Raw genomic sequence first — 24,353 nt, forward strand, 5'->3', positions numbered from 1 at the left:
GACGGCGGTCCGCAGACGGTCCTCGGTGAGGGTGGACGCCACGGTGACCAGCGTCGACTGGTGGAAGGCGCCCCAGTGTTCCGGGCTTCGGCGCAGCCAGTGCATGAGCGGGGTGAACGCGGCCGGGGCGTTCCGGTCGAGGTCGGCGGGTCGGACGTCTGTGGGGGCGTGCGGGGCGATCACGTCCGCGAGGGCGCGCGGGGTGGGGTGCTCGAAGATCTGCCGGGCGCTGAGCGCGAGGCCCGACGTCCTTGCTCGGCTGACGAGTTGGATGGAGGAGATGCTGTCGCCGCCGAGCGCGAAGAAGGAGTCGTCGCCGCCGGGCGGCGTGTCCAGGCGCAGGATGTCGGCGAACAGGTCCGCCAGGGTGGCGGCGGCGCCGGTCAGCGGGGCGTCGTCGTCGGTGGTGGTGACCGGGGCGGGCAGCGCCGCGCGGTCCACCTTGCCGGTGGGGCCGAGCGGCAGGGCCGGCAGTACGGTCAGGGTCGCCGGGACGGCGTAGTCGGGCAGGGTGCGGGCGAGCGCCGTGCGCAGCCGGTCGGGGTCGAGGTCGGCCCCCGGCCGGGCGACGGCGTAGCCGGCGAGCAGCCTGTTGCCGGGCCGGTCCTCGCGCAGCACGGCGGCGGCCTGGCGTACGCCGGGGAGCGCGGTCAGGGCGGACTCGATCTCGCCCAGTTCGATGCGGAAGCCGCGCAGTTTCACCTGGTGGTCGGCGCGGCCCAGGTACTCCAGCTCTCCGTCGGCGCGGCGGCGGGCCAGGTCGCCGGTGCGGTACATCCGGGTGCCGGGCGGGCCGTAGGGGGCGGCGACGAAGCGGGTCGCGGTGAGGCCGGGGCGGCCCAGGTAGCCGCGGGCGAGCCCGGATCCGGCGACGTACAGCTCGCCGGGGGTGCCGGGCGGTACCGGTCGCAGCGCCGCGTCCAGGACGAGGGCGGCGGTCCCGGCGACGGCGGTGCCGACCGGGACCGGGCTGTTGTCGTCGGCGCGCAGGCGGTCGGGGTCGCACCGCCAGAGCGTGGCGTCGACGGTGGTCTCGGTGGGGCCGTAGGAGTTGAACATGCGGGTGCGTCCGGCCCAGGCGCGGACGAGGGCGGGGGTGCAGGCCTCCCCGGCGACGATGAGCGTGGTGCCGGGGGCGACGGCGTCGGCGGGGAGAGCGGCGAGGACGGCGGGCGGGACGGTGAGGTGGGTGACGCGGTGCTCGGCGAGGAAGTCCGCGAGCGGTTCGCCCAGCCGCCGGTCGGCGGGCACGATCTCCAGGGCGGCGCCGGAGAACAGCGCCATGACAATCTCCCAGACCGACGTGTCGAAGCTCAGCGAGGCGAACTGGAGGACACGGTCGCCCGGCCCGGCGTCGAAGGCGTCGGCGAGGGTGCGGGCCAGGGCGGGCAGCCCGGTGTGGGTGACGGCCACGCCCTTGGGCCGGCCGGTGGACCCGGAGGTGTAGATGATGTACGCGGCCGTGTCGGGCCGTTGGGTGCGCCAGAGGCCCGGGTCGTCGGCGGTCCCGGTCGGCGGGGCGCCGTCGATCTCCAGCCGGGGTGCGCCGTCGGACGCGGGTGTTCCCGGGGCGGTGAGGACGAGGGTGGGGGCCGCGTCGGTGAGCATGTGCGCGATCCGCTCCGCCGGGTAGTCCGCGTCGACGGGGAGGTAGACGGCTCCGGTCTTCGCGACGGCGAGCAGGGCGACGACGGCCTCGACGGTGCGGGGCAGCATGACCGCGACCCGGTCCTGCGGCCGTACGCCGTGTTGGACGAGGGCGTGGGCCAGGGCGTTCGCGGCGGCGTCGAGCCCCCGGTAGTCCAGTTCGGTGCGCTCGCCGGTGGCCAGGTCCGGTCCGGCGAGGGCGGGGGCGTCGGGGTGTGCGGCGGCGACGGCGGCGAAGAGTCCGGGCAGGGTGGTGGAGGCGTCGCCGTGCGGGACGCCGACGTCCTCGGGGCGGCCGAGGAGCGCGGTACGTTCGGCGGGGCCGAGGATCTCCAGCCGGTGCAGCGGTGTCGCGGGGGCGGTGACGGCCTCGGTCAGGAGGCGGACCAGGCGGTCGGCGAGCGCCTGTGCGCCGACGGGTTCGAAGAGGTCCTCTGCGTACTCCAGGACGCCTTCGATGCCGTCGGCCCCGTCGCGTTCGGCGAGGGTGAAGGTCAGGTCGAACTTGGCGGAGCGGCCGTACGCCGGGACGGTCGTGGTGGTGAGCCCGGGGAGCCCGATCTCGCCCGCCTGCCGGTTCTCGTACGCCAGCATCACCTGGAAGAGCGGGTGTCGGGCCAGGGAGCGGTGCGGGGCGAGCGCGTCGACGAGGTGCTCGAACGGGACGTCGGCGTGGGCGTACGCGGCGAGGTCGGTCTCCCGGACCCGGTGCAGGAGGTCGCGGAAGGACGGGTCGCCGGACAGGTCGGTGCGCAGGACGAGGTTGTTGACGAAGAACCCGACGAGGTCGTCCAGCGCGGTGTCGTGGCGTCCGGCGACGGGCGTGCCGATGACGATGTCCCGGCCCGCCCCGGTGCGGGCGAGCAGGGCGGCGAGCGCCGCGTGGGCGACCATGAACAGCGAGGTGGACTCGGTCCGGGCGAGCGTGCGCATCGCGGTGTGCGTCCCGGGCGGCACGGTGAACCGGACGAAGCCGCCGCGATGGCTGGGGACCGGCGGACGCGGCCGGTCGGTGGGCAGCGGCAGTTCGGCGGGCAGGTCGCGCAGAGCGGCCCGCCAGTGGTCGAGTTGGGCGCCGGCGACACCGTCCGCGTCGGGCGCGTCGTCGTCCCAGCCGAGTGTTTCGCGCTGCCACAGGGTGAAGTCGGCGTACTGGACGGGCAGCGGCGGCCACGCGGGGGCGTCGCCCCCGGTGCGGGCGGCATAGGCGGTGGCGAGGTCGGTGAGGAGCGGGCGCGCGGACCACTGGTCGGCGGCGATATGGTGGACGACGAGCACGATGACGTGCTGGTCGGGGGCGAGCCGCAGCAGGCCCGCGCGCAGCGGCACGTCCCGCTCGACGTCGAAGGGTGCGGCGGCCGTTTCCTCGATGTACCGCTGGAGTTCCCCCTCGGCGCCGGTGGCGTCGGTCACCGTGAGCCGCGGAGGGAGGTCGGACGCCTCGACGATGTGCTGGCGCGGCCGGCCGTCCGTGGCCGGGAAGACGGTGCGCAGCGCCTCGTGACGGATCATCACGTCGGTGACGGCGGCGCGCAGGGCGGGGACGTCGAGGGGTCCGGTCAGCCGGGCGGCGAAGGGGATGTTGTAGTCGGCCCCGATGCCGTGGAGCTGCTGGAGGAACCACAGCCGGCGCTGCGCCGGGGAGAGCGGCAGGTCGGCGGGGCGGGGCCGGGGCCGCAGCGGTTCGGGGGCCCGTCCGGCGTGCTGGACGCGGCGGGCGAGGGCGGCGACGGTCGCGGCCTCGAAGACGTCGCGTACCGACAGGGACACGTCGAGGGCCGCCCGGATCCGGGAGGCGAGGCGGGTCGCGAGGAGGGAGTGGCCGCCGAGGGCGAAGAAGTCGTCGTCGGCTCCGACCTGTTCGCGTTCCAGGATCTCCGCGAAGAGGTGGGCGACGATCTCTTCCTGCGGGGTCGCCGGGGCGCGCCCGCCGGGGGTGGCGGCGGCCTCGGGTTCGGGCAGGGCGTCGCGGTCGAGCTTGCCGTTGACGGTCAGCGGCCAGTGGTCGACGGGGATGACGGCGGCCGGGACGAGGTAGTCGGGCAGTCGTTCGCGCAGGGCCTCGCGGAGCCGGTCCGGGGCGAGCGGGCCGGCGGCGGGGGTGGCGTAGGCGAGGAGCCGGGTGCCGCCGCCGGGGGCGGGGCGGGCGAGGACGACGGCGTCGGCGACCCCGTCGAGTGCGGCGAGTGCGGCGCGCGCCTCGCCGGGTTCGACGCGGAAGCCCCGGATCTGCACCTGTTCGTCGGCGCGCCCGAGGTAGTCGAGTTCGCCGTCCGCCGTCCAGCGGGCGAGGTCCCCGGTGCGGTACATGCGGGCGCCGGGCGTTCCGTACGGGTCGGCGACGAAGCGGGTGGCGGTGAGTCCGTGCCGGCCCAGGTAGCCCCGGGCCAGGCCGGGTCCGGCGATGTACAGCTCGCCGGTGGCCCCGGGGGCGACGGGGTGCAGGGCGGAGTCGAGGAGCCGGACGGCTAGGTCGTCGAGCGGTCGCCCGACGGGGCTGGTGGGGGCGTTGGCCGCGAGCGTCTCGCCTGCCTCCAGCGTCCGGTGGGTGACGTGCACGGTGGTCTCGGTGATGCCGTACATGTTGACGAGCTCGGGGCCGTCGTCGCCGTACCGCTCGAACCAGCCGGTGAGCCGTCCGGGGTCGAGCGCCTCACCTCCGAAGACCACGGTGCGCAGGGCGGGTTCGATCTCCTCGGAGGCTCCGAGCAGGACGTCGGCGAGCTGGTGGAAGGCGGACGGGGTCTGGTTGAGCACGGTGACGTGTTCGCGGCGCAGGAGGGCGGCGAACTCCTCGGGCGCGCGGGTCGTGGCATGGTCCACGACGACGAGGCGTCCGCCGTGCAGCAGGGCCCCGAAGACCTCCCAGACGGAGAAGTCGAAGGCGTAACTGTGGAAGAGCGTCCACACGTCGTCCGGGCCGAACCCGAAGTCGTCGTCGGTCGTGTCCAACAGCCGCAGCACATTGTGGTGTTCGACGACCACGCCCTTGGGGCGTCCGGTGGAGCCGGAGGTGTGGATGACGTAGGCGGCGGAGTGCGGGGGGACGGCGGGGGCGGTGTACGGGGTGTCGCCCGGGGCCGCCGCCGGGAGGTCGTCGAGGGTCAGCCATCCCGCGCCGGGGCGGTCGGCGGCTCCGTCGGTGGCGGGCAGGCCGTCCCGCTGCCGCGGAGTGGCGGTGAGTCCGGTCACCGGTCGTGCGGAGGCTAGTTGGTGGCGGATGCGGTCCGCGGGGGCGTCGGCGGGCAGCGGCAGGTAGGCCGCGCCGGTCTTGAGGACGCCGAGGATCGCGCCGATCTGTTCGGCGGACGGTTCGAGCGAGAGGGCCACGAACGTGCCGGGGCCCGCGCCGTGTGCGCTCAGCAGGTGGGCCATCCGGTCGGAGAGGGCGTCGAGTTCCCGGTAGCTCAGCGCGCGGTCGCCGTCGGTCACGGCTGTCGCGTCGGGGTCCAGGGCGACGGCCCGCGCGAACCGGCCGGGGATGGACCCGGTCGGCTCCTCGGCCCCGGGGGCGAGGGCCTCTCCGTCGTCGAGGACGCGGCGGCGGTCCTGCGCCGTGAGGAGTTCCACCGTCCCCGCCGGGGCGGTGGGCGCGGTGGCCAGGGTCTCCAGGACCCGGACGTAGGCGGCGCCGAGGGCCCGGGCGCGGTCGGCGGTGAGGAGGTCGGGCCGGTAGCGCAGGGCGATCCGGGTCTCGGGGCCCGGGTGGACGACGACGGTGACGGGGTAGTGCGTGGCGTCCTCGCCGCGCACGGACCGCACGGTGAGTCCGCCCGCCGCCTGGGCGTCGGCGAGCCCCCGGGCGTCGACGCCGAAGTTCTCCACCACCAGCAGGGTGTCGAACAGCTCGCCGATTCCCGCGAGTTGCTGGAGGTCGGGAAGTCCGAGGTGTTCGTGGCCGAGGAGCTTCGTGCGGCCGGCCTGGAGAGTGGTGGCGATGTCGGCGAGCGGCGCGCGCGGGGGTGCGTGCACGACGACCGGGAGGGTGTTGATGAACAGGCCGATCATGGAATCGGCGCCGTCGAGGTCGGCGGGGCGGCCGGAGACGGTGGTGCCGAACGCCACGTCCGCGCGGCCGGTCAGCCGGGCCAGGGCGATCCCCCAGGCCGCCTGGTGGACAGTCGCCGTGGTCAGTCGCCGGGCAGCCGCGAACGCCCCGAGCGCCGCGCCGGTCGGGGCGGAGAGCCGCAGGTCGAGCTGGACGGGGGGCTCGGGCACGACCGCGCCGGCGGCGGCCGGTGCGAGGAGGGTGGGCGCGGTCAGCGGGGCGAGCGCCTCGCGCCAGGCGCTCGTCGCGGCGGGCCGGTCCTGGGCGGCCAGCCAGGCCAGGAAGTCCCGGTAGGGGCGGACAGCGGGCAGGGCGGGGGCGGCGGGGGCCTTGGTGTGCTGGGCGTAGGCGGTGAACAGTTCCTTGCCGAGCAGCGGTACCGACCAGCCGTCCAGCAGGATGTGATGGGCCGTCAGGATCAGGGTGTGGTCCTGGTCGCCGTGGCGCAGCAGGGTGAGCCGGAGCAGCGGGGGCCGGGTCAGGTCGAATCGGTGTCCGCGCTCCTCGTCCAGGATCCGCTGCTCCTCGGCCCGCTGCCGGTCGGGGGCGGCGCCCCGCAGGTCGATCTCCCGCCAGGGCACCTCGGCCGCGCGGGGGATCGCCTGGACGGGCCGGTCGAGACCTTCCTGGAGGAACGCCGCCCGCAGATGGGGGTGGCGGTCCAGCACGGTGTCCGTCGCGCGGCGCAGGGCGGTGGTGTCGAGGTCCCCGTCGAGGCGGAAGACCAGGCGCATGGTGTAGACGTCGAGTCCGTGGGTCGCGCCGGGGGCTCCTCCGGTGTCGGAGAGGTCCGCGTGGAAGAGCAGGCCTTCCTGAAGGGGTGCCAGGGGAAGGATGTCTTCCAGTCCGTGGTCCGCACTCACCGGTTCCTCCATCGTGCTTCGAGCATGGCTGTCTGTTCGGGGCTGAGCGGGGACAGGCCGTGGGCGGGCCTGTCGGTGGGCCGGTCGGCGGGCCCGGCCGTGGGCTCCGGACCGGGGGGTGGTGGGGCGTCCGCGGCGAGGTCGGTCAGGGCGCGCTGCCAGCAGTCGGCGAGGTCGTGTGCCGCCCGTTCGTCGAGGGCCGCCGGGGACCAGGTGAGCCGGGTGTCCAGCAGGGGGCCCTCGGGGGTGTCCCGGGTGAGGGCGTTGATCTCGACCGCGTGCGCCATGGTCAGCGCGTCGTCGATCGCGCCCCCGAGCACGCCGGCCCCGGGCGCCGGGGTCCAGGCCGCTCCCCCGCCCGCCGGTGCCGTGCCGAACCGTCCCAGGTAGTTGAACGCGACCAGGGGTGCGCCGGGGTCGTCCGCCTGCCCCCGTGGAGAGCCCGCCGGGGGCTGCGCCGCGTACCGCAGCAGTCCGTAGCCGATGCCGCTGTCGGGAAGGCGTGCCAGGTGGTCGCGGATCCGGGCGAGGGTGTCGCCGGGCCGCTCGGTGGCCGTCGCGGTCAGGCGTACGGGGTAGAGGCTGGTGAACCAGCCGACGGTACGGGAGAGGTCGGCGCCGTCCTCGATCTGCTGTTCCCGGCCGTGGCCCTCGACATGGGCGGCGAAGTCCACCCCGTCGCGCCCGCTCCACTCGCGTACGGCGCGGGCGAGCGCGGTGAGCATGAGGTCCTGGACGCGGGCTCCGTGGCGTTCGGCGGCCCCGGTGAGCAGGGTGCGGGTGTGTGCGCCGTCGAGGGTCCGGACCAGGTGGCGGGCGTCGGCGACCGTGCCCAGGGCGAGCGGCCCGGCAGGGCCGGACGCCGGTGCGGGCAGCCGGTCGGGGGCGGGCGCGGGCAGCCGGTCGGGGGCGGCCAGTATCCCTTCCCAGAGCGGCAGTTCGGCGGTGCGCGCGGATGCCTGCCGGCCGAGCGCGTGGGCCCAGCTCCGGAACGAGGTGGTCGCGGGCGGCAGATGCGGGGCGCGCCCCCGGGAGACGTCGTTCCAGGCCTGGGCGAGGTCGTCGAGCAGGATACGCCAGGAGACGCCGTCGACGGCGAGGTGGTGGACGACGAGGAGCAGCCTGCCGGGCTCCCCTGCGTTCCCCGGGTAGCTGCGGGCCCGCACCATCAGCCCCTGGGAGGGGTCGAGCCGGGCGGCCAGTTCGTCGACCTCGCGGGCCAGTGCCTCGGGGCTCGTCCCCGTACCGGGTGGGCCCTCGTCCAGTGCCGGGGCGGGGCCGGCGTCCGGCTCCGGGATCACGAAGGTCCCGGCGTCCAGGTCGATGCGGGCGCGCAGGACGGCGTGGTGGCGCAGGACCGCGCCCAGCACCTCGGTCGTCGCGGCCGGGGCGATCCCGGGCGGCAGGGTCAGCAGCATGGACTGGCTGAACCTGCCGGTGGGGCCGGGCCGTTCGGCGATCCACCGCATGATGGGCGTGAGGGGTGAGGGTCCGGTGTCCGGGAGGGCGGGGGCCCGCGGACCGGCCGCCGGGTCCGGCGCCCGGCCGGAGACCAGCGCGGCGAGGGCCCGGACGGAGGTCTGTTCGAAGACCTCGCGCGGGGTGAGACGGAGACCGGCGGCGCGGGCACGGGCCACCAGCTGCATGGAGAGGATGCTGTCGCCGCCGAGGGTGAAGAAGTTGTCCTCCGCACCCACCGACGGCAGGGCGAGCACCTCGGCGAAGAGCGCGGCCAGCGTCTCCTCGGCCGGCCCTTCGGGGGCGGTGTCGCCGGTGGCCGCGCCGAAGTCCGGGGCGGGCAGCGCGTCGCGGTCGAGCTTGCCGTTCGCGGTGACCGGAAGCCCGGGAACGCTCACGAAGGCACTGGGCACCATGTGGTCGGGCAGGACGCGGGCGAGGGCGGTGCGCAGGGCGGCGGTGTCGATTTCCTCCGCCTCGGGCCGATGGCCGGCGGGGATGCCGGACGGCGCGGCCGGGTCGGTTTCCGCGGCTTCGGCCGGGTACGCCGCCGGGACCAGGTAGGCGACCAGTCGGCGCGGTCCCGCCGGGTCGTCCTGGCGCAGCACGACGGCCGCCGCGCGGATCTCCGGGCGGGCCTGGAGGGCGGCGACGATCTCGCCGGGCTCGACGCGGAAGCCCCGGACCTTCACCTGGTCGTCGGCGCGCCCGTGGTAGAGCAGGGAGCCCTCCGGGGTCCGGGACACCAGGTCTCCGGTGCGGTACATGCGGCTGCCGCGCGGGCCGCCCGGCTCGGCGGTGAAGCGTTCGGCGGTGAGCCGGGGGCGGCCCAGATAGCCCTGGGCGACGCCGGGTCCCGCCACGTACAGCTCGCCGGTCCCGCCGGGAGGCACGGGCCGGAGCAGGGTGTCCAGGACATGGGCGCGCACGCCGTGCAGCGGGGTGCCGATGGGCGGGGTCGCGCCGGGGTCCAGGGGTGCGCTCATGGTGACGCAGGCGGTGGCCTCGGTGGGCCCGTAGGCGTTGACCATGCGGCGGCCGGGGGCCCAGCGGGCGGTCAGCGGTGCGGTGCACGCCTCGCCGCCGACGATCAGGGTGCGCAGGCAGTCGAGCCCGTCCGGTTCGAGTCCGGTGAGGGCGGTGGGCGGGATCAGGGCGTGGCTGACGCGGCGCCGCGCGATCGTCTCGCCGAGCAGCGGTCCGGCGAGCGGTCCCGGTTCCGGGACGACGAGGGTGGCGCCGGTCGCCAGGGCCATCAGCGTCTCCATCACGGAGGCGTCGAACGACGGCGAGGCGAGCTGGAGGACCCGGCTGCCGTCGTCGATGCCCAGCCGTTCCGCCTGGGCGGTGGCGAGGGCGGCGAGGCCCCGGTGCGGGGTGACCACGCCCTTGGGGCGGCCGGTGGAACCGGAGGTGAAGATGACGTAGGCGGGGTGGTCGGGGGTGACAGCGGGCTGCGGCGCGGCAGGCCGGCCCGGCGGTGCCGGCGCGTCCGTGAGCAGCGCCGCCGGGTAGCGGCCGGCGAGCGCCCGGTGGGTGAGGATCCCCGCCGGGCGGGCGTCCTGGAGCATCCCGGCGATGCGGTCCTCGGGGTAGTCCGGGTCGATGGGCAGATGGGCGGCGCCCGCCTGCTGGACGGCGAGCTGGGCGACGACCAGGTCGACCGAGCGCGGCAGGATCACCGCGACGAGCTGCCCCGGACGGATGCCCGCGGTGCGCAGCTCCCCGGCCGACTCCCGTGCTCGCCGGTCCAGTTCGGCGTACGTCAGGGTGCCGTCCGGCGCGTCCACGGCCACGGCGTCCGGCCTGCGGTCGCGCTGTTCGGCGACGAGCCGGGCCCAGGTGCGGGCCGCGGGGGCCGGCGGTCCTGCGCGGTGGGCGGTGAGCGCCGCGTGTTCGGCGTCCGTCAGCGCGTCCAGGGCGGCGATACGGGTGTCCGGGGCGGTGACGAGCACCCGCAGAAGGTGCTCGACGCGTCCGGCGAGTTCCCGTGCGTGCGCCGGGGTGACGGCCGCCGGGCGGTAGGTGAGGCGCAGGGTGAGCCGTTCGCCGGGCACGGCGGCGAAGGTCAGCGGGTAGTGGGTGGCGTCCCGGCCCCTGATCTCCGCCAGGCCGAGCCCGGTGGCCTCGGCGAGCGCGGGGACGCCGTCGGCCGGGTAGTTCTCCAGGGCGGTGAGGGTGTCGAAGAGGACGCCGTGCCCGGCTGCCCGCTGGATGGCGGCCAGGCCCAGGTGGTGGTGCGGCAGCAGCGTGGTGGACTCGTCCTGGACGCGGGCCGCCAGAGCGGCGAGCGACTCGTCGGGGCGCACCGTGACGCGTACGGGAACGGTGTTGACGAACAGGCCGATCATGTCCGTCACTCCGGGCACCTCGGCGGGCCGGCCGGAGACGACCGTGCCGAAGACGACGTCGCGCCGTCCTGTGTGGGCGCTCAGCACCAGCCCCCAGGCGGTCCGGGTGAGGGTGCTCAGGGTCAGTTCCCGTTCCCGCGCGAACGCCGCGAGCCGGGCGGTGAGGTCGGCGTCGACCACCACCGTGTGCTGGTCGGGGAGTTCCTGCTCGCCGGGGTCGTCGGGGACGAGCCGGGTGGGCTCGGTGACGCCGTCCAGCGCGTCGCGCCAGGCCTCGGCGGCGCCCTGCTGGTCCTGGGCGTCGAGCCAGGCGCGGTGGAGCGGGTAGTCCGGCGGGGCGGGCAGTTCCCGGTCCGCGTAGGCGTGCAGGAGTTCGCGGACGAGGAGGGGCAACGACCAGCCGTCGAGGACCAGATGGTGACCGGTGAGCACGAGTTCGCAGGTTTCCGAGCGGCGGACGAGCGTGGCGCGCAGCAGCGGCGGGGCGGACAGGTCGAAGCGGCGGCGGCGTTCGTCGTCGGCCCGCCGGACGGCCCGGCGCTCCTGTTCCCTGGGCTTGCGGCGGCGCAGGTCCACCTCGTCGAACTCCGGTTCCGGGTCGGCGTGCACGTGCTGCGTCCAGCCGTTCCCTTCACCGGTGAACGCGGTGCGCAGCGGTGCGTGGCGGCGGACCACTGTGCGCAGCGCGGTGCGCAGGCGGTCGGTGTCGAGGTCTTCGGTGAGGCGGATGACGACCTGTACGTGGTAGACGTCGAGCGGGTCGCCGTCGGCGCCCGTGGACCCCGGGCCGTCGTACTGGGAGAGGAACAGCAGCCCCTCCTGGAGCGGGGTGGGCCGGCCGGGGGCCCCGTCGTCCGGTGCGGCGGGCACGGCACGGGTCGGGGCCGCCGGGGTGGCGCGTTCGGCGACGGCGAGGAGGCCGGCGACCGTGCGGTGGCGGAAGACGTCCTGGGGGGTGAAGACGAGTCCGGCCTTGCGGGCCGCGCCGACGAGCTGGATGGACAGGATGCTGTCGCCGCCGAGGGCGAAGAAGCTGTCGTCGACGCCGATGTGCTCGGTCCGCAGGAGTTCGGCGAAGAGGGCGGCGAGGCGCAGCTCCTCGTCCGTGCGGGGTGCGGTCCGGGTCTCCGGGGAGGTGAGGCGCGGGGCCGGGAGCGCGGCGCGGTCGAGCTTGCCGTTGGCGATGACGGGCAGGGCGGGCAGCGGGATCAGGGCGGTGGGGACGAGGTGCGCGGGGAGCCGGGCTGCGAGGTGTTCGTCCAGACCTGCGGGCAGCGCGGAGCCGTCTTCCGTCCGGGGAACGACGTAGCCGATCAGGTGGGTGGCGCCGGTGGCGGTGTCCTCGTGGGCCACCACCGCGGCGGCGGCGATCTCGGGGTGGGCGTCGAGCAAGGCCCGGATCTCGCCGGGCTCGACGCGCCGGCCGCGCAGCTTGATCTGGTCGTCGACCCGTCCGAGGTGCTCCAGTCTCCCGTCGGCCCGCAGCCGGGCGAGGTCGCCGGTGCGGTAGAGGCGGCTGCCGGGTGGGCCGTAGGGGTCGGCGACGAAGCGCGTCGCGGTGAGGGCGGCGCGGCGGTGGTAGCCGTACGCCAGTTGGGCTCCCGCGAGATACAGCTCGCCCGCCGCGCGGGGCGGGGCCGGGCGCAGCCGTGCGTCCAGGACGAGGGTGGTCGTGTTCCACACCGGGCGGCCGATGGGGATGTGCCCCGAGGCGACGTCGGCGGCGGTGACGGGGTGGGCGGTGACGTCGACGGCGGCCTCGGTCGGCCCGTAGAGGTTGTGCAGCTCGGCGCCCGGGGCGAGTCGCAGGAGTCCCCCGGCGGCGGCCGGGGTGAGGGTTTCGCCGCTCGCCAGGACGCGGCGGAGGGGGGCGCAGTCGTCGGGGGTGGCGACTCCGGTGAAGGCGGTGAGCATCGACGGCACGAAGTGGACGGTGGTGATGCGGTGTTCGCGCAGCAGCCGGGCGAGTGCGGCCGGGTCGCGGTGGTCTTCGGGTCCCGCTGTGACGAGGGTGGCGCCGGCGAGCAGGGGCCAGAAGAGTTCCCAGACGGATACGTCGAAGGTCGCCGGGGTCTTGAGGAGGACGCGGTCGTCCCCGGTGAGCCGGTAGGCGTCCTGGGCCCAGCGGAGCCGGTTGGCGACGGCGCCGTGCGGGACGGAGACGCCCTTGGGGCGGCCGGTGGAGCCGGAGGTGAAGAGGAGGTAGGCGGGGTCGGCGGGGCGGGGCGTGTCGAGGACGGTGGTGAAGCGGGGCACCTCGTCGGCGGTGACGTCGAGTACCGGCAGGTCGCCGACGGCTTCCTCGGGCAGGGGTGCGGCGGGGTCCGTGATCAGCAGGACCGCTTCCCCGTCGGCGAGTTGGGAGCTGATGCGCGCGGCCGGCTGGGCGGGGTCGAGCGGCAGGTAGGCGGCTCCGGCGCGCTGGACGGCGTGGACGGCGAGGACGAGTTCGGCGGAGCGTGGCAGGGCGACGGCCACGGTGTCGCCGCGTCGGACGTCGTGTTCGGCGAGGAGTCCGGCGAGCCGGTCGGCCTCGGTGTCGAACTCGCCGTAGCTCCAGCTGCGGGCTCCGTCGCGCAGGGCCTCGGCGGCCGGGGTGCGGGCGGCCTGTTCGCGCACCAGGTCGACGAGGGTGCGCCCGGGCAGCGGAGTGTCGGGGCCGGTCGAGGCGGCGAGCACCCACTGTGTCTCCGCCGGGTCCAGGACGGGCACCTGGTCGACGGGGAGGCCGGGGTGGGCGCAGAGCCGGTGGAGCAGGGTGGTCAGCCGGTGGGCGAGGGACTCGACGGTCGGGCGGTCGAAGAGGGCCGTGCGGTAGTTGAGGGCGGCGCGCAGCCCGTCCGTTCCGGGGTCCTCGACGACGGCGAGGGTCAGGTCGAACTTCGCGGCGCGGGTCTCGACGAGTTCCACTTCGGCGGTGCCCGGTCCGAAGGGGTGGGTGCGGTGCGGGGCGTTCTGGTGGATCAGGGCGACCTGGAAGAGGGGGTGGCGGGAGAGGGAGCGCTGCGGGGCGAGGGCGTCGACGAGCCGTTCGAAGGGCAGGTCGCCGTGGTCGAAGGCGTCGAGGTCCACCGCGCGGACCCGGGAGAGGAGTTCGGTGAAGGTGGGGCTCCCGGAGGTGTCGGTGCGCAGGACCACGGTGTTCGCGACCAGGCCCGGCAGCTCCTCCAGTGCGGGTTCGCCCCGGCCGCTGAGCAGGGTGCCGATCGGCAGATCGTGGCCCGCCCCGTGCCCGGTGAGCAGGACGGCGAGGGTGGACTGGAGCACCATGAAGAGGGTGGCGCCGCTCTCGCGGGCGATCCGGACGGCGGCCCGGTGGGCCTCGGCGGGGATGGTGAACTCGACGGAGTCCCCGTGCTCGTCCACGTCCGCGGGCCGGGGCCGGTCCAGGGGCAGGGCGATCTCCTCGGGGGCCCCGGCGAGCGCGGTGCGCCAGTAGGCCAGCAGCCCGTCCTCCCGGGCGGCGGTCGCGTCCTGGTGCCAGAGGGTGTAGTCGGCGTACTGGAGTACGGGGGCCCCGGGCGCCGCTTGGTCCGGGTCGAGTTCGGCGGCGTACAGCTGGGCGAGGTCCCGTACGAGGGGCCCGGTGGAGGCCTCGTCGTAGGCGATGTGGTGCACCACGAGCAGCAGGGCCCGCTCGCCGCCGGGCCCGGTGAGCAGATGCGCACGCAGCGGCGGGCGGTCGGCCAGGTCGCAGGGTTCGGCCGCGAGCCGCCGCGCCGCGTCCACGGCGCTCTCGCCGTCCAGGAGTGCGGTCGCCAGGGGTACGGGGGCGGCCTCGGGCAGCACCTGCTGGACGGGGCGTCCCTCGTGCTCGGGGTAGCAGGTGCGCAGGATCTCGTGGCGGCGGGTGAGGGCGGCGAGGGCGCGGCCGAGGGCGTCCTCGTCGAGGGGGCCATGCAGCCGCAGCAGCAGCGGTACGGCGTAGGTGACGGCGGATCCGCCGAGGCGGTGGAGGAACCACAGCCGGGCCTGGGCGGGCGACAGCGGGAGCGGTCCGGGGCGTTCGGCGGCCGGCGCGAGGGCGGGGACGCGGGCGTCCGGGGTGCGGGTGAGTCCGGTGAGCCGGGCCGCGAGGGCGGCGACGGTGGGGGCTTCGAAGAGGGCCCGGACGGGGACGTCGAGGCCGAGTTCGGCGCGGACGCGTCCGGCGAGGCGGGTGACCAGCAGGGAGTGGCCGCCGAGGGCGAAGAAGTCCTCGTCCACGGCGACGGGGGCGCGGCCGAGGACCTCGCCGTAGAGCCGGGCGACGAGGCGCTCCTGCGCGGTACGGGGAGCGCGGCCGGTGCGAGGTCCGTCGGCATCGGCGTCCGGGAGGGGCAGGGCGGTCCGGTCGAGCTTGCCGTTGGCGGTCAGCGGCAGCCGGTCGAGGCCGACGAAGGCGGTCGGCACCATGTATGCGGGGAGCCGGGCCGCGCAGGCGGCCCGCAGGTCGTCGGCCGGAATACCGCCGGTCGTGTAGGCGACGAGGCCGGGTCCGGTGGGCAGGTCCTCGCGCAGGAGGACGGCGGCGGAGCGTGCTCCGCCCGTGTCGCACAGCACGGTCTCGATCTCGGCCGTCTCGATGCGGAACCCGCGCAGCGAGACCTGGCTGTCGGCCCGGCCGAGGTAGTGGAGCGTACCCTCGCGGGACCAGCGGCCCAGGTCGCCGCTGCGGTACATCCGTGTGCCGGGCGCGCCGAACGGGTCGGCGACGAAGCGTTCGGCGGTCAGCGGGTGGCGTCCCCGGTAGCCCAGGGAGAGCCCTGCCCCGGCGACGTACAGCTCACCGGTGACGCCGGGCGGCACGGGGCGCAGGTGCCGGTCCAGCACATGGATCCGCAGGTCGTCGATGGCCCGGCCGACGGGGCTCACGCCCGGGACGAGCGCCCCGGGGGCGAGGTCGTGGGTGGTGACGTGCACGGTGGTCTCGGTGATCCCGTACATGTTGACCAGCCGGGGCCCTTCGGGGTCCCGGAGCCAGGGGGCGAGGCGGGCGGGGTCGAGTGCCTCGCCGCCGAGGACGATCAGGCGCAGGGCGGGCGGGACGCCGGGCGAGCCGGGGGCGGTGAGCGCCTCGGTGAGCTGGTAGCAGGCGGACGGGGTCTGGTTGAGGACGGTGACGCCCTCGTGGTGCAGCAGCTCCAGGAACTCGTCCGGGGACCGGGTGACGGCGCCCGGGACGACGACGAGGCGGCCGCCGTGCAGCAGGGCTCCCCACATCTCCCAGACGGAGAAGTCGAAGGCGTAGGAGTGGAAGAGGGTCCAGACGTCGTCGGGGCCGAAGGCGTCCTCGGCGGTGGCGTCGAAGAGGCGGGCGAGGTTGCGGCCGGTGACGACGACGCCCTTGGGGCGGCCGGTGGAGCCCGAGGTGTAGATGAGGTAGGCGGCGTTGTCCTGGCGGGCCGGCCTCGTGCGTTCGGCGTCGGTGACCGGCCCGTCCGGCTGCCGCCGCATGCTCCCGGCATGTGGCTCCTCGTCGAGGACGAGCACGGGGGCGGTACAGGTGACGGAGGTGCTGCCGACGGTCGCGGTGTCGGTGAGGACGAGGGCGGGGACGGCGTCCTGGAGGGTCCAGTCGATGCGGTCCTGGGGGTGGGCGGGGTCGACGGGGACGTACGCGGCTCCGGTCTTGGCGACGGCGATGACCGCTTCGACGAGCGTCGTGGAGCGGGGCAGCAGCAGGGCGACCCGGTCCTCGGGGCCGACCCCGTACGACATCAGCAGGCGCGCCGACGCGTTGGTGCGGGCGTCGAGTTCGGCGTAGGTGAGGGTGCCGTCGCGGTCGGTGAGGGCCGGGGCGTCGGGGTGGTCGGCGGCGGCGCGGGCGAACCGGTCGAGGACGGAGGGGGTGCCCCGGTGGTCGCCGGTCGGGTTCCAGTGGCGCAGGAGGGTGTCCTCCTCCCCCTCGGTGAGGAGGCCGATGGAGCCGATGGGGGTGTCGGGGCGGGCGACCGCGCGGGTCAGGAAGGTCACCAGCCGGTCGGCGAGCGCCCGGACGGTGGTGGCGTCGAAGAGGTCGGCGCTGTAGTTGATCGCCCCGTCGATGGAGCCGTCGGCGAGGTGGTCGGTGAAGCCGACGATGAGGTCGAACTTCGCGGTGTCCGTCTCCCGCAGGGTGAACGCGGCGTCGAGACCGGGCGCGGTGAACGGGATCGCGGTGCGGTTCTGGTACGTCAGCATCACCTGGAACAGCGGGTTGGGCGCCCCGCGTTCGGGGTTGAGCTCCTCCACGACCCGCTCGAAGGGCAGTTCGGCGTGGTCGAAGGCGTCGAGGTCGACCGCCCTGACCCGGCCGAGGAGTTCACGGAAGGTCGGGTCGCCCGACAGGTCGGTGCGCAGGACGAGCGTGTTGACGAAGAAGCCGATCAGCTCCTCCGTGCGCCGCTCGCCCCGGCCGGCGGTCGGGACGCCGAGGGGGATGTCGTCCCCGGCCCCGAGTCCGGCGAGCAGGGCGCACAGTGCGGCCTGGGTCACCATGAACGGGGTCACTCCGGCGCCGGCGGCCAGGGAGCGCAGATCGGACGCGACCTCGTCGGGGAGGGTGAAGGGGATGAATCCGCCGTGTCCGGTGGGTGTTTCGGGCCGGGGCCGGTCGGTGGGCAGGTCGAGGACGGCGGGTGCGCCGCGCAGTGTCCGCCGCCAGTAGTCGGCCTGGCCCCGGAGGTGGTCGCCGTCCAGGAGGGTGTGCTGCCAGTGGGCGTAGTCCGTGTAGGCGACGCCGAGCGGCGGCAGGTCCGGGGGCCCTCCGGCGATTCGGGCCCGATAGGCGGCGGACAGGTCGGTGAGCAGCGGTTCGACGGACCACTCGTCGGCCGCGATGTGGTGGATCAGCAAGAGGACGGTCGTCCGGTCCGGTTCGGTCAGGACGGTGGCGCGGAAGGGCGGTTCGGCGGCGAGGTCGAAGGGTTCGACGCTGAGCACGCCGAGCAACTCCTCGGTCTCCTCCGGGGCTTGGGCGGACCTGAAGTGCACCGCTGCGGGCCGGTCCAGGATGTGCTGGACCGGCGCCCCGTCGGCCTCGGGGAAGACGGTGCGCAGCACGGCGTGCCGTTCGGCGAGGTCGCCGATCGCGGCGGCCAGGGCGTCGTGGTCGACCTCGCCGGTGAGGGTCAGGACGAAGGGCAGGTGGTAGGCGGGGCCGGGCTGGAGCCGGCTCAGGAACCACAGCCGCGCCTGGGCGGGCGAGAGCGGCGACGCCCCTTCGTGGCTTCCGGGTTCGAGTGGGGGCAGTGCGGTGTCCGGGGTCGCCGGCCGGGCGGCGAGCGCGGCTACGGTCGGGGTGTCGAAGATCTGGCGGACGGAGAACGGGCGGCCGAGGACGTCGGCGGCCCGCCCCGCCAGTCGGGCGGCGAGCAGGGAGTGGCCGCCCAGGGCGAAGAAGTCGGCTTCCGCGCCCACCTGTTCGAGGCCCAGGAGGTCGGCGAAGAGTGCGGCGAGCAGTTCCTCGCGCTGTCCGGACGGGGCGCGTCCGGCGGGTGCGGCGGCGGGCCGGGGCGCGGGGAGGGCGGCGCGGTCGAGCTTGCCGTTCGGGGTGAGCGGGAGGGCGTCGAGCGGCAGGCAGAGGTCCGGGACGAGGTGGCCGGGGAGCACGGCGCGCAGTTCCTCGCGGACCCGGGCGGCGGTGGCGGTCCGGGTCTCGGGGGAACCGGTGAGCCCGGTGAGGTAGGCCACCAGGCGGGGACCGGATCCTGACGGGTCCTGGTGGGCGACGACGGCCGCGTCCTCGACCCGGGGGTGGGCGCGGAGTGCGGCGGCCACCTCTCCGGGTTCGATGCGGTGGCCGCGGATCTTCACCTGGTGGTCGGCGCGGCCGACGATCTCCAGGACGCCGTCGGCGCGCAGCCTGGCGAGGTCGCCGGTGCGGTACATGCGGCTGCCGGGCGGGCCGCAGGGGTCGGCGGTGAAGCGTTCCGCGGTCTGTCCGGGGCGGCCCAGATAGCCCTGGGCCAGGCCGTCGCCCGCGAGGTAGAGCTCGCCGGTCACTCCGGCGGGCAGCGGGACCAGACCCCGGCCGAGGACCAGGGCGCGGGTGTTCCACAGCGGTGTGCCGATGTGCGGGGCCTCGGCGTCCGTCGCGTCGAGGGCGCCGGCGGTGGACCAGATGGTGGTCTCGGTGGGCCCGTACAGATTGACGAGTTCCGCGCCGTGGGCGACGAGCCGCCGGGCGAGGTCGGGGGCGAGCGCCTCGCCCCCGGCGAGGGCGAGCAGCCCGTGCACCGCGTCGGGCGCGGCGTCCAGGAGGGCCCGCCACAGGGAGGGGGTGGCCTGCATGACGGTGGGGCGGGCGGTGTCGATGAGTCCGGCGAGGAGAGCGGGGTCGCGGACCTGTTCCCGGTCGGCGAGGATCACGGTGCCGCCGGTGATCAACGGCAGGAACAGTTCGAGGACGGCGATGTCGAAGCCGACGGTGGTGACCGCGAGGAGCCGTTCGCGACCGTGGAATCGCAGGGTGTCGGCCAGGCAGAGCAGGAAGTTGACGACGGCGGCCCGGGTGACGACCACGCCCTTGGGGCGGCCGGTGGAGCCCGAGGTGTGGATGACGTACGCGGGTGCCCCGCCGTGGGCGGGCCGGGGCGCGAGCGGTTCGGCGTCGGCGGCCGCGCGCACCGTCGCGGGATCGTCCAGGAGGAGCGCGGTGCGCGGGTCCGCGTCGAGGGAGCGGGCGGTGGCGCGGTCGGTGACCAGCAGCGCCGGTGCGGCGTCGGCCAGCAGGATCCGGATCCGCTCGGCCGGGAAGTCGGGGTCGACGGGGAGGTGGGCGGCCCCGGTCCGGCCGACGGCGAGCAGGGTGACGAGGAGGTCGGCGCCCCGGGGCAGGCTGACGCCGACGAGGACGCCGGGGCCCGCCCCGCGTCCGGCCAGCAGCCGGGCCAGCCGGGCGGCCTGTGCGTCGAGTTCCGCGTAGGTGAGCTCGTCCGCTCCGCTGACCAGGGCGGTACGGGCGGGGGTCCGGGCGGCCTGGGCGGCGCACAGCTCGGCGAGCGAGGTGGCCGGGACGGGGTGCGGCTCCGGCGTCGCGACCGCTTCGGCGGCTGCGGTGCCGATGGTGACGACGGGGCGTTCGGGGTCGGCGGTGACCTGGTCGAGGAGGTGCACCAGCGCCCGGGCGAAGCGGTCGGCGGCGGAGGCGTCCCAGAGGTCGGTGCGGTATTCGAGCTGCCCGGCCGCCCCGGTGGCCGGGTCCTCGCTGATGGTGCACTGGAGGTCGAACTTGGCGGTCCCGGTCGCGACGAGGCGGGGCCGGCCGGTCTGGCCGGGCAGTACGGGCCGGGCGGGAAACTCCTCCCGTACGGCGAACAGCACCTGGAACAGCGGGCTCACGCCGGGCAGTCGGGGCGGGTTGACCTCGGCCACGATGCGTTCCAGCGGGAGGCGCTGGTGGGCGAGGGCGGCGAGGTCGGCGTCCCTGGTCCGCTCCAGCAGGTCGAGGAAGCTGGGTGCGGCGCCCAGATCGGTGCGCAGCGGCAGGGTGTTGATGAGGAAGCCGACGCTGTCGCGGAGCGCCACGTCGTCGCGTCCCGCGACGGGCGTGCCGATGACGAGGTCGTCGCCGCAGCCGAGCCGGGAGAGGGTGGCGGCGAACGCGGCGTGCAGCACCATGAAGGTCGTGGTGCGGGTGCGACGGGCCAACGCCCGGACACGCTGGTGCAGTTCGGCGTCGATGCCGAAGTCGTGGATGCGGGCGGGGCCGCCGGTCCGGGCGGGCCGGGGCCGGGCCCAGGGCAGGGTCAGCTGTTCGGGGGCTCCGCTCAACCGGGTGCGCCAGTACTCCGCGTCCGTGTCCCCGTGCGCGGCCACGACCTCTCGCTGCCAGAGCGTGAGGTCGACGTGGTCCACGGGCAGGCGCGGCAGATGGGGGTCGGTCCCGCCGAGGCGGGCGGTGTAGGCGGCGGCGAGGTCGTCGAGGAGGGGCGGCAGCGACCATTCGTCGGCGGCGATGTGGTGCAGGACGAGCAGCAGGGTCTGCCGGACCGGCGCACCGGTCTCCGGCTCGGCGATCTCCGACTGGGCGACCTCCGACTGGGCGACCTCCGACTGGGCGATCTCCGGCTCGACAGCCCCCGTCTCGGCGATCTCCGTCTCGGCGATCTCCGTCTCGGCGATCTCCGTCTCAGGAGCCCCCCGTTCGGCAGCCGCTTGCTCGAACGGGGCCTGCTCGACAGGATCCGGCTCGGCAGTGAACAGCACGGCGCGCAAAGGGGTTTCACGCTCGACGGCGAACGGCCGGGCGGCCTCCGCCGTGACACACTCCGCCAACTGCGCCGCGCGCACGCTGATCTCGCTCAACACGGGTTCCGCCGACGCGATGTCCAGCACCTGCTGCCAGGCCTCTCCGTCCTGGACGGGCAGCACGGTTCGCAGGATCTCGTGGCGGGCGGCGACGTCGGAGAGTGCGCGGCGCAGCGCGGCCGGGTCGAGCCGGCCCGTGATGTCGAGCGCGAGGGGAATGTTGTACGAGCCGTCCTCGCCCTGGCTGCGGGCGAGGAACCACAGCCGCCGCTGCCCGAAGGAGAGGGGTGGTCGCGCGGGCCGGGGCCGCCGGACGAGCGGCGGCACGCCGACCGCCCGGCCGGGGACCTCGGCGTCCCCCGCCCGGTCCGCCTTCTCCAGGATGGCGGCCAGCCGGGCCGGGGTGGGGTGGTCGAACAGGGTGCGTACGGGCAGTTCGGCCCCGGTCCGGGAGCGGAGCGCGGTCACCAGTCGGGCGGCGGACAGCGAGTGGCCGCCGAGGAGGAAGAAGTCGTCGTCGGGCGATGCTCCGCTCCGGCCGAGCACGTCGGCGAACAGGTCGCACAGCAGCGACTCGGCCCCGGCACGCGGGGCGCGCCCGGACTCGGGTCCGGCGGCGGGCCCGACGGCGGGCAGCGCGGCCCGGTCGGTCTTGCCGTTCGGGGTCAGCGGCAGCCGGTCCAGCGCCACGAAGTGGCCGGGCACCAGGTGCTCGGGGAGCCGGTCGGCGAGCGCGTGGCGCAGCGGGTCGGCCCAGCGGCCGTCGCCGCCCGCCGCCTCGGACCCGGGCTTCCGCTGCGCGGGCACGAGAACGCAGTACGCGGCGAGCGTCAGGTCGCCGCCCGGTGTGGGAACGGCGGTGACGGCGGCCTCCGCGACCGAGGGGTGCGCCAGCAGGGCGGCCTCGATCTCGCCGGGCTCCACGCGGTGGCCTCGGATCTTCACCTGGTGGTCGGCGCGGCCCAGCACCTCCAGGGTGCCGTCGGCGCGGAACCGGGCCAGGTCACCGGTCCGGTACATTCGGTCGCCGGGCGCCCCGTAGGGGGCGGCGACGAAGCGTTCGGCGGTGAGTGCGGGACGGCCGAGGTAGCCGTCGGCGACCCCGTCCCCCGCGAGGTGCAGTTCGCCGGTCACCCCGATGGGGGCGGGGGCGAGGGTGCGGTCCAGGACGTAGGCGCGGGTGCGGCGCACGGGCCGGCCGACGTGCGGCGGGGCGCCCCGGCCGAGAACGGCCGCGGTGGACCAGATGGTGGTCTCGGTCGGCCCGTAGAGGTTGACGAGCCCGTTCGCGTGCCGGGTCAGGACGTCCGCCAGATCGGCGGGCAGCGGCTCTCCCCCGCTGAGCGCGCGCAGGCCGCCCAGGGCGTCCGGGGCCGCGTCGGCGAGGACGCGCCAGAGCGAGGGGGTCGCCTGCATCACGGTGGGCGTGCTCGACCGGATGAGCGCGGCCAGCGCGAAGGGGTCGCGTACATCGTCGTCGGACGCGAGCACCACGGTGGCCCCGCCGAGGAGCGGAACGAAGAGTTCGAGGGCGGCGATGTCGAAGGAGACGGTGGTGACCGCGAGCAGACGGTCCTCGCCGGACAGGTCGAGCAGCCGGCCCATGGCGGCCAGGAGGTTGGCGAGGGCCGCGCGGGGCACGACGACGCCCTTGGGTCTGCCGGTGGATCCGGAGGTGTAGATGACATAGGCCGGGTCGCCCAGGTGACTGTCCATTGGGCCGCCGGGCCGGTCGCCGCCCGCCGGATCTCCCGGACGGGCCTTCTCCCCCGTGACCGGGCTGTCGGCTGCCCCGGTCACGGCTTCCGCACCGGCCTCCGCGTCCAGATCCAGGTCCGTGCCCTGGTCCGTGTCCGTGCCCAGGCCCACGTCCAGGTCCGCGTCCGCGCCCAGGCCCAAGTCCGTGCCCAGGTCCAAGTCCGCGTCCGAGTCCGAGGCGGGGAGCGTCCCGTCCAGGGCGACGGTGAGCCGGGGCAGATCCGCGCCCCAGGGGTGGGCCCGGTCGGTGACCAGCAGGAGGGGCCGGCTGTCCGCCAGCATGTGCCGCAGACGGTCGGCCGGGTAGCGCGGGTCCAGCGGTACGTACGCGGCGCCCGCCGACGCCACGGCCAGCAGGGCGACCAGGAGCGCTTCGCTCCGGGGAAGGGCGACGGCGATCAGGCTGCCCCGCCCCGCGCCCCGGGCCCGGAGCGCCGCTGCCAGCCGGCCGGCCCGGTCCGCCAGCTCCGCGTAGGTGAGGTGGGCGTCGCCTCGGCGGAGGGCCACCGCGTGCGGGGTGCGACGTGCTTGGGCCCTGAAGCCCTCGGCGAGTCCGGGGGCGGGGATGGTGTCGGCGTCCTCGTCGGCCGGGACGTTGAACTCCTCCAGGACGCGCTGGCGTTCGGCCTCGCCCAGGAGACCGATGCGGGCCCCGGGGAGGGCGGGTTCCGCGTGGGAGAGCCGGTCCAGGAGGGTGGCGAAGCGGTGGAGGTGGGCGTCCAGCTCCTCGGGTCCGTACAGCTCGGGGCTGCCGTCCAGGACGAGGTCGAGGCCGGTGAGGCCGTCCGGACCGCCCCGGCCGCTCACGGTGACGTTGAGATCCTCGACGGCTCCTGCGGCCAGCGAGTGCACCACGCCCGCGCAGTCGCCGAAGGTGAGGTCCGTGGCGAACGGCTTGATGTTCAGCTGGGGTCCGACGAGGCGTCGGCCGTGCCCGAACAGCTGGAGGTCGCGCCGGAGTTGCTCGCCCCGGTAGCGCTGGTGGCGGCGCTGACGGCGCAGGGTCGCGGTGACACGTCGCAGGAGGTCGCCGACGGGCTCCCGTTCGTCGACGGCGACCCTGAGCGGGACGACGTTGACGGCGGTGACGGGGGTGCGGGCGAGGACGCTGCCCGTGCGGTTGCTGACGGGGAGACCGATGACGGCTTCGGGCGCGCCGGTGAGCCGGGTCAGGTACAACGCCCACGCGGCGGTCACGGCCTCGGGCCAGGTGGCGCGGGACCGCTGCGCGAAGGCGGCGAGCCGTTCGGCGTCGTCGGCGCCGAGGGTGAGGCGGCTGCGGAGAAAGCGGGGGGCGACGCGGGTGGGCGCGGTGCGGGCCGGGGTCGGCGGGTGCGGTCGGTCGGCCAGCAGGTCCTGCCAGAACCGGGCGTCGAGGGCGTGCTGTTCGGATGCGGTGTAGCGCCGGTCCTCCTCGACCGCGTCGCGGAGCGAGCCGAACGACGCCGAGGGGGGTTCGGTGCCCGCGCACGCGTGGCCGTAGAGCTCGGCGACGCGTTCGGCGATGCGGGCGTAGCCGTAGGCGTCGAGCAGGATGTGGTGGCAGCGGTGGTACCAGAGCCATTGCTCGTCGCCGGTGCGCAGCAGGGCGTGCCGGTAGAGCGCGCCGTGCTCGATGTCGACCGGGGCGGAGCGTTCTTCCTCCATCCAGGCCAGGGCGGCGGCGCCCGGGTCGTCGGCGGTGCGGAGGTCGAGGACGTCGGGGCCCGCGGGAAGGACCGCGCCGGTCTCCTGGTGGACGTCGTCGCCGTCGGCGGTGAAGCGTACGGAGAGACCGTCGGCCTCGTCGACGGCCCGGGTCACGGCTGCCGTGAACGCCCGCTCGTCCAGCGGTCCCGTCAACTCGACGTATTCCGCCGTGAGATACACGGGGTTCGCCGGGTCGATTCGCTGCGCGGACCAGAGACCGAGCTGGGCCTCGGTCAGCGGCAGGCGTTCGCGGTGGGTGCTCATGCGCATTCTCCCGGCAGGAAACCTCGGCCGGATCTCCCGGTGAGGTGGACAGGTTCGTGGGCA

The 24,353-nt window shown here is 75.6% G+C and carries 2 protein-coding genes (1 of these 2 cut by a window edge); both read right to left on the reverse strand.

Going from position 1 to position 24,353, the window contains the following annotated elements; all coding sequences use genetic code 11:
• Positions 1–6,558, reverse strand: partial view of a non-ribosomal peptide synthetase gene (locus IE272_RS39140; RefSeq protein WP_190007706.1) — the 5' end (the start) only. The gene continues 9,033 nt to the left of window position 1, outside the view; only the first 6,558 of its 15,591 coding nucleotides appear in the window; it begins with the start codon at positions 6,556–6,558; its stop codon lies off the left edge, out of view.
• Positions 6,555–24,290 carry a non-ribosomal peptide synthase/polyketide synthase gene (locus IE272_RS22565; protein WP_190007709.1) on the reverse strand — a complete coding sequence of 5,912 codons (17,736 nt, stop codon included), beginning with the start codon at positions 24,288–24,290 and terminating at the stop codon, positions 6,555–6,557. Before IE272_RS22565 ends, IE272_RS39140 begins: the two co-directional genes overlap by 4 nt.
• Positions 24,291–24,353 lie beyond the last annotated feature (63 nt).

The organism is Streptomyces anulatus (assembly GCF_014650675.1).
In the GTDB taxonomy this organism is placed as follows: Bacteria; Actinomycetota; Actinomycetes; order Streptomycetales; family Streptomycetaceae; genus Streptomyces; species Streptomyces anulatus.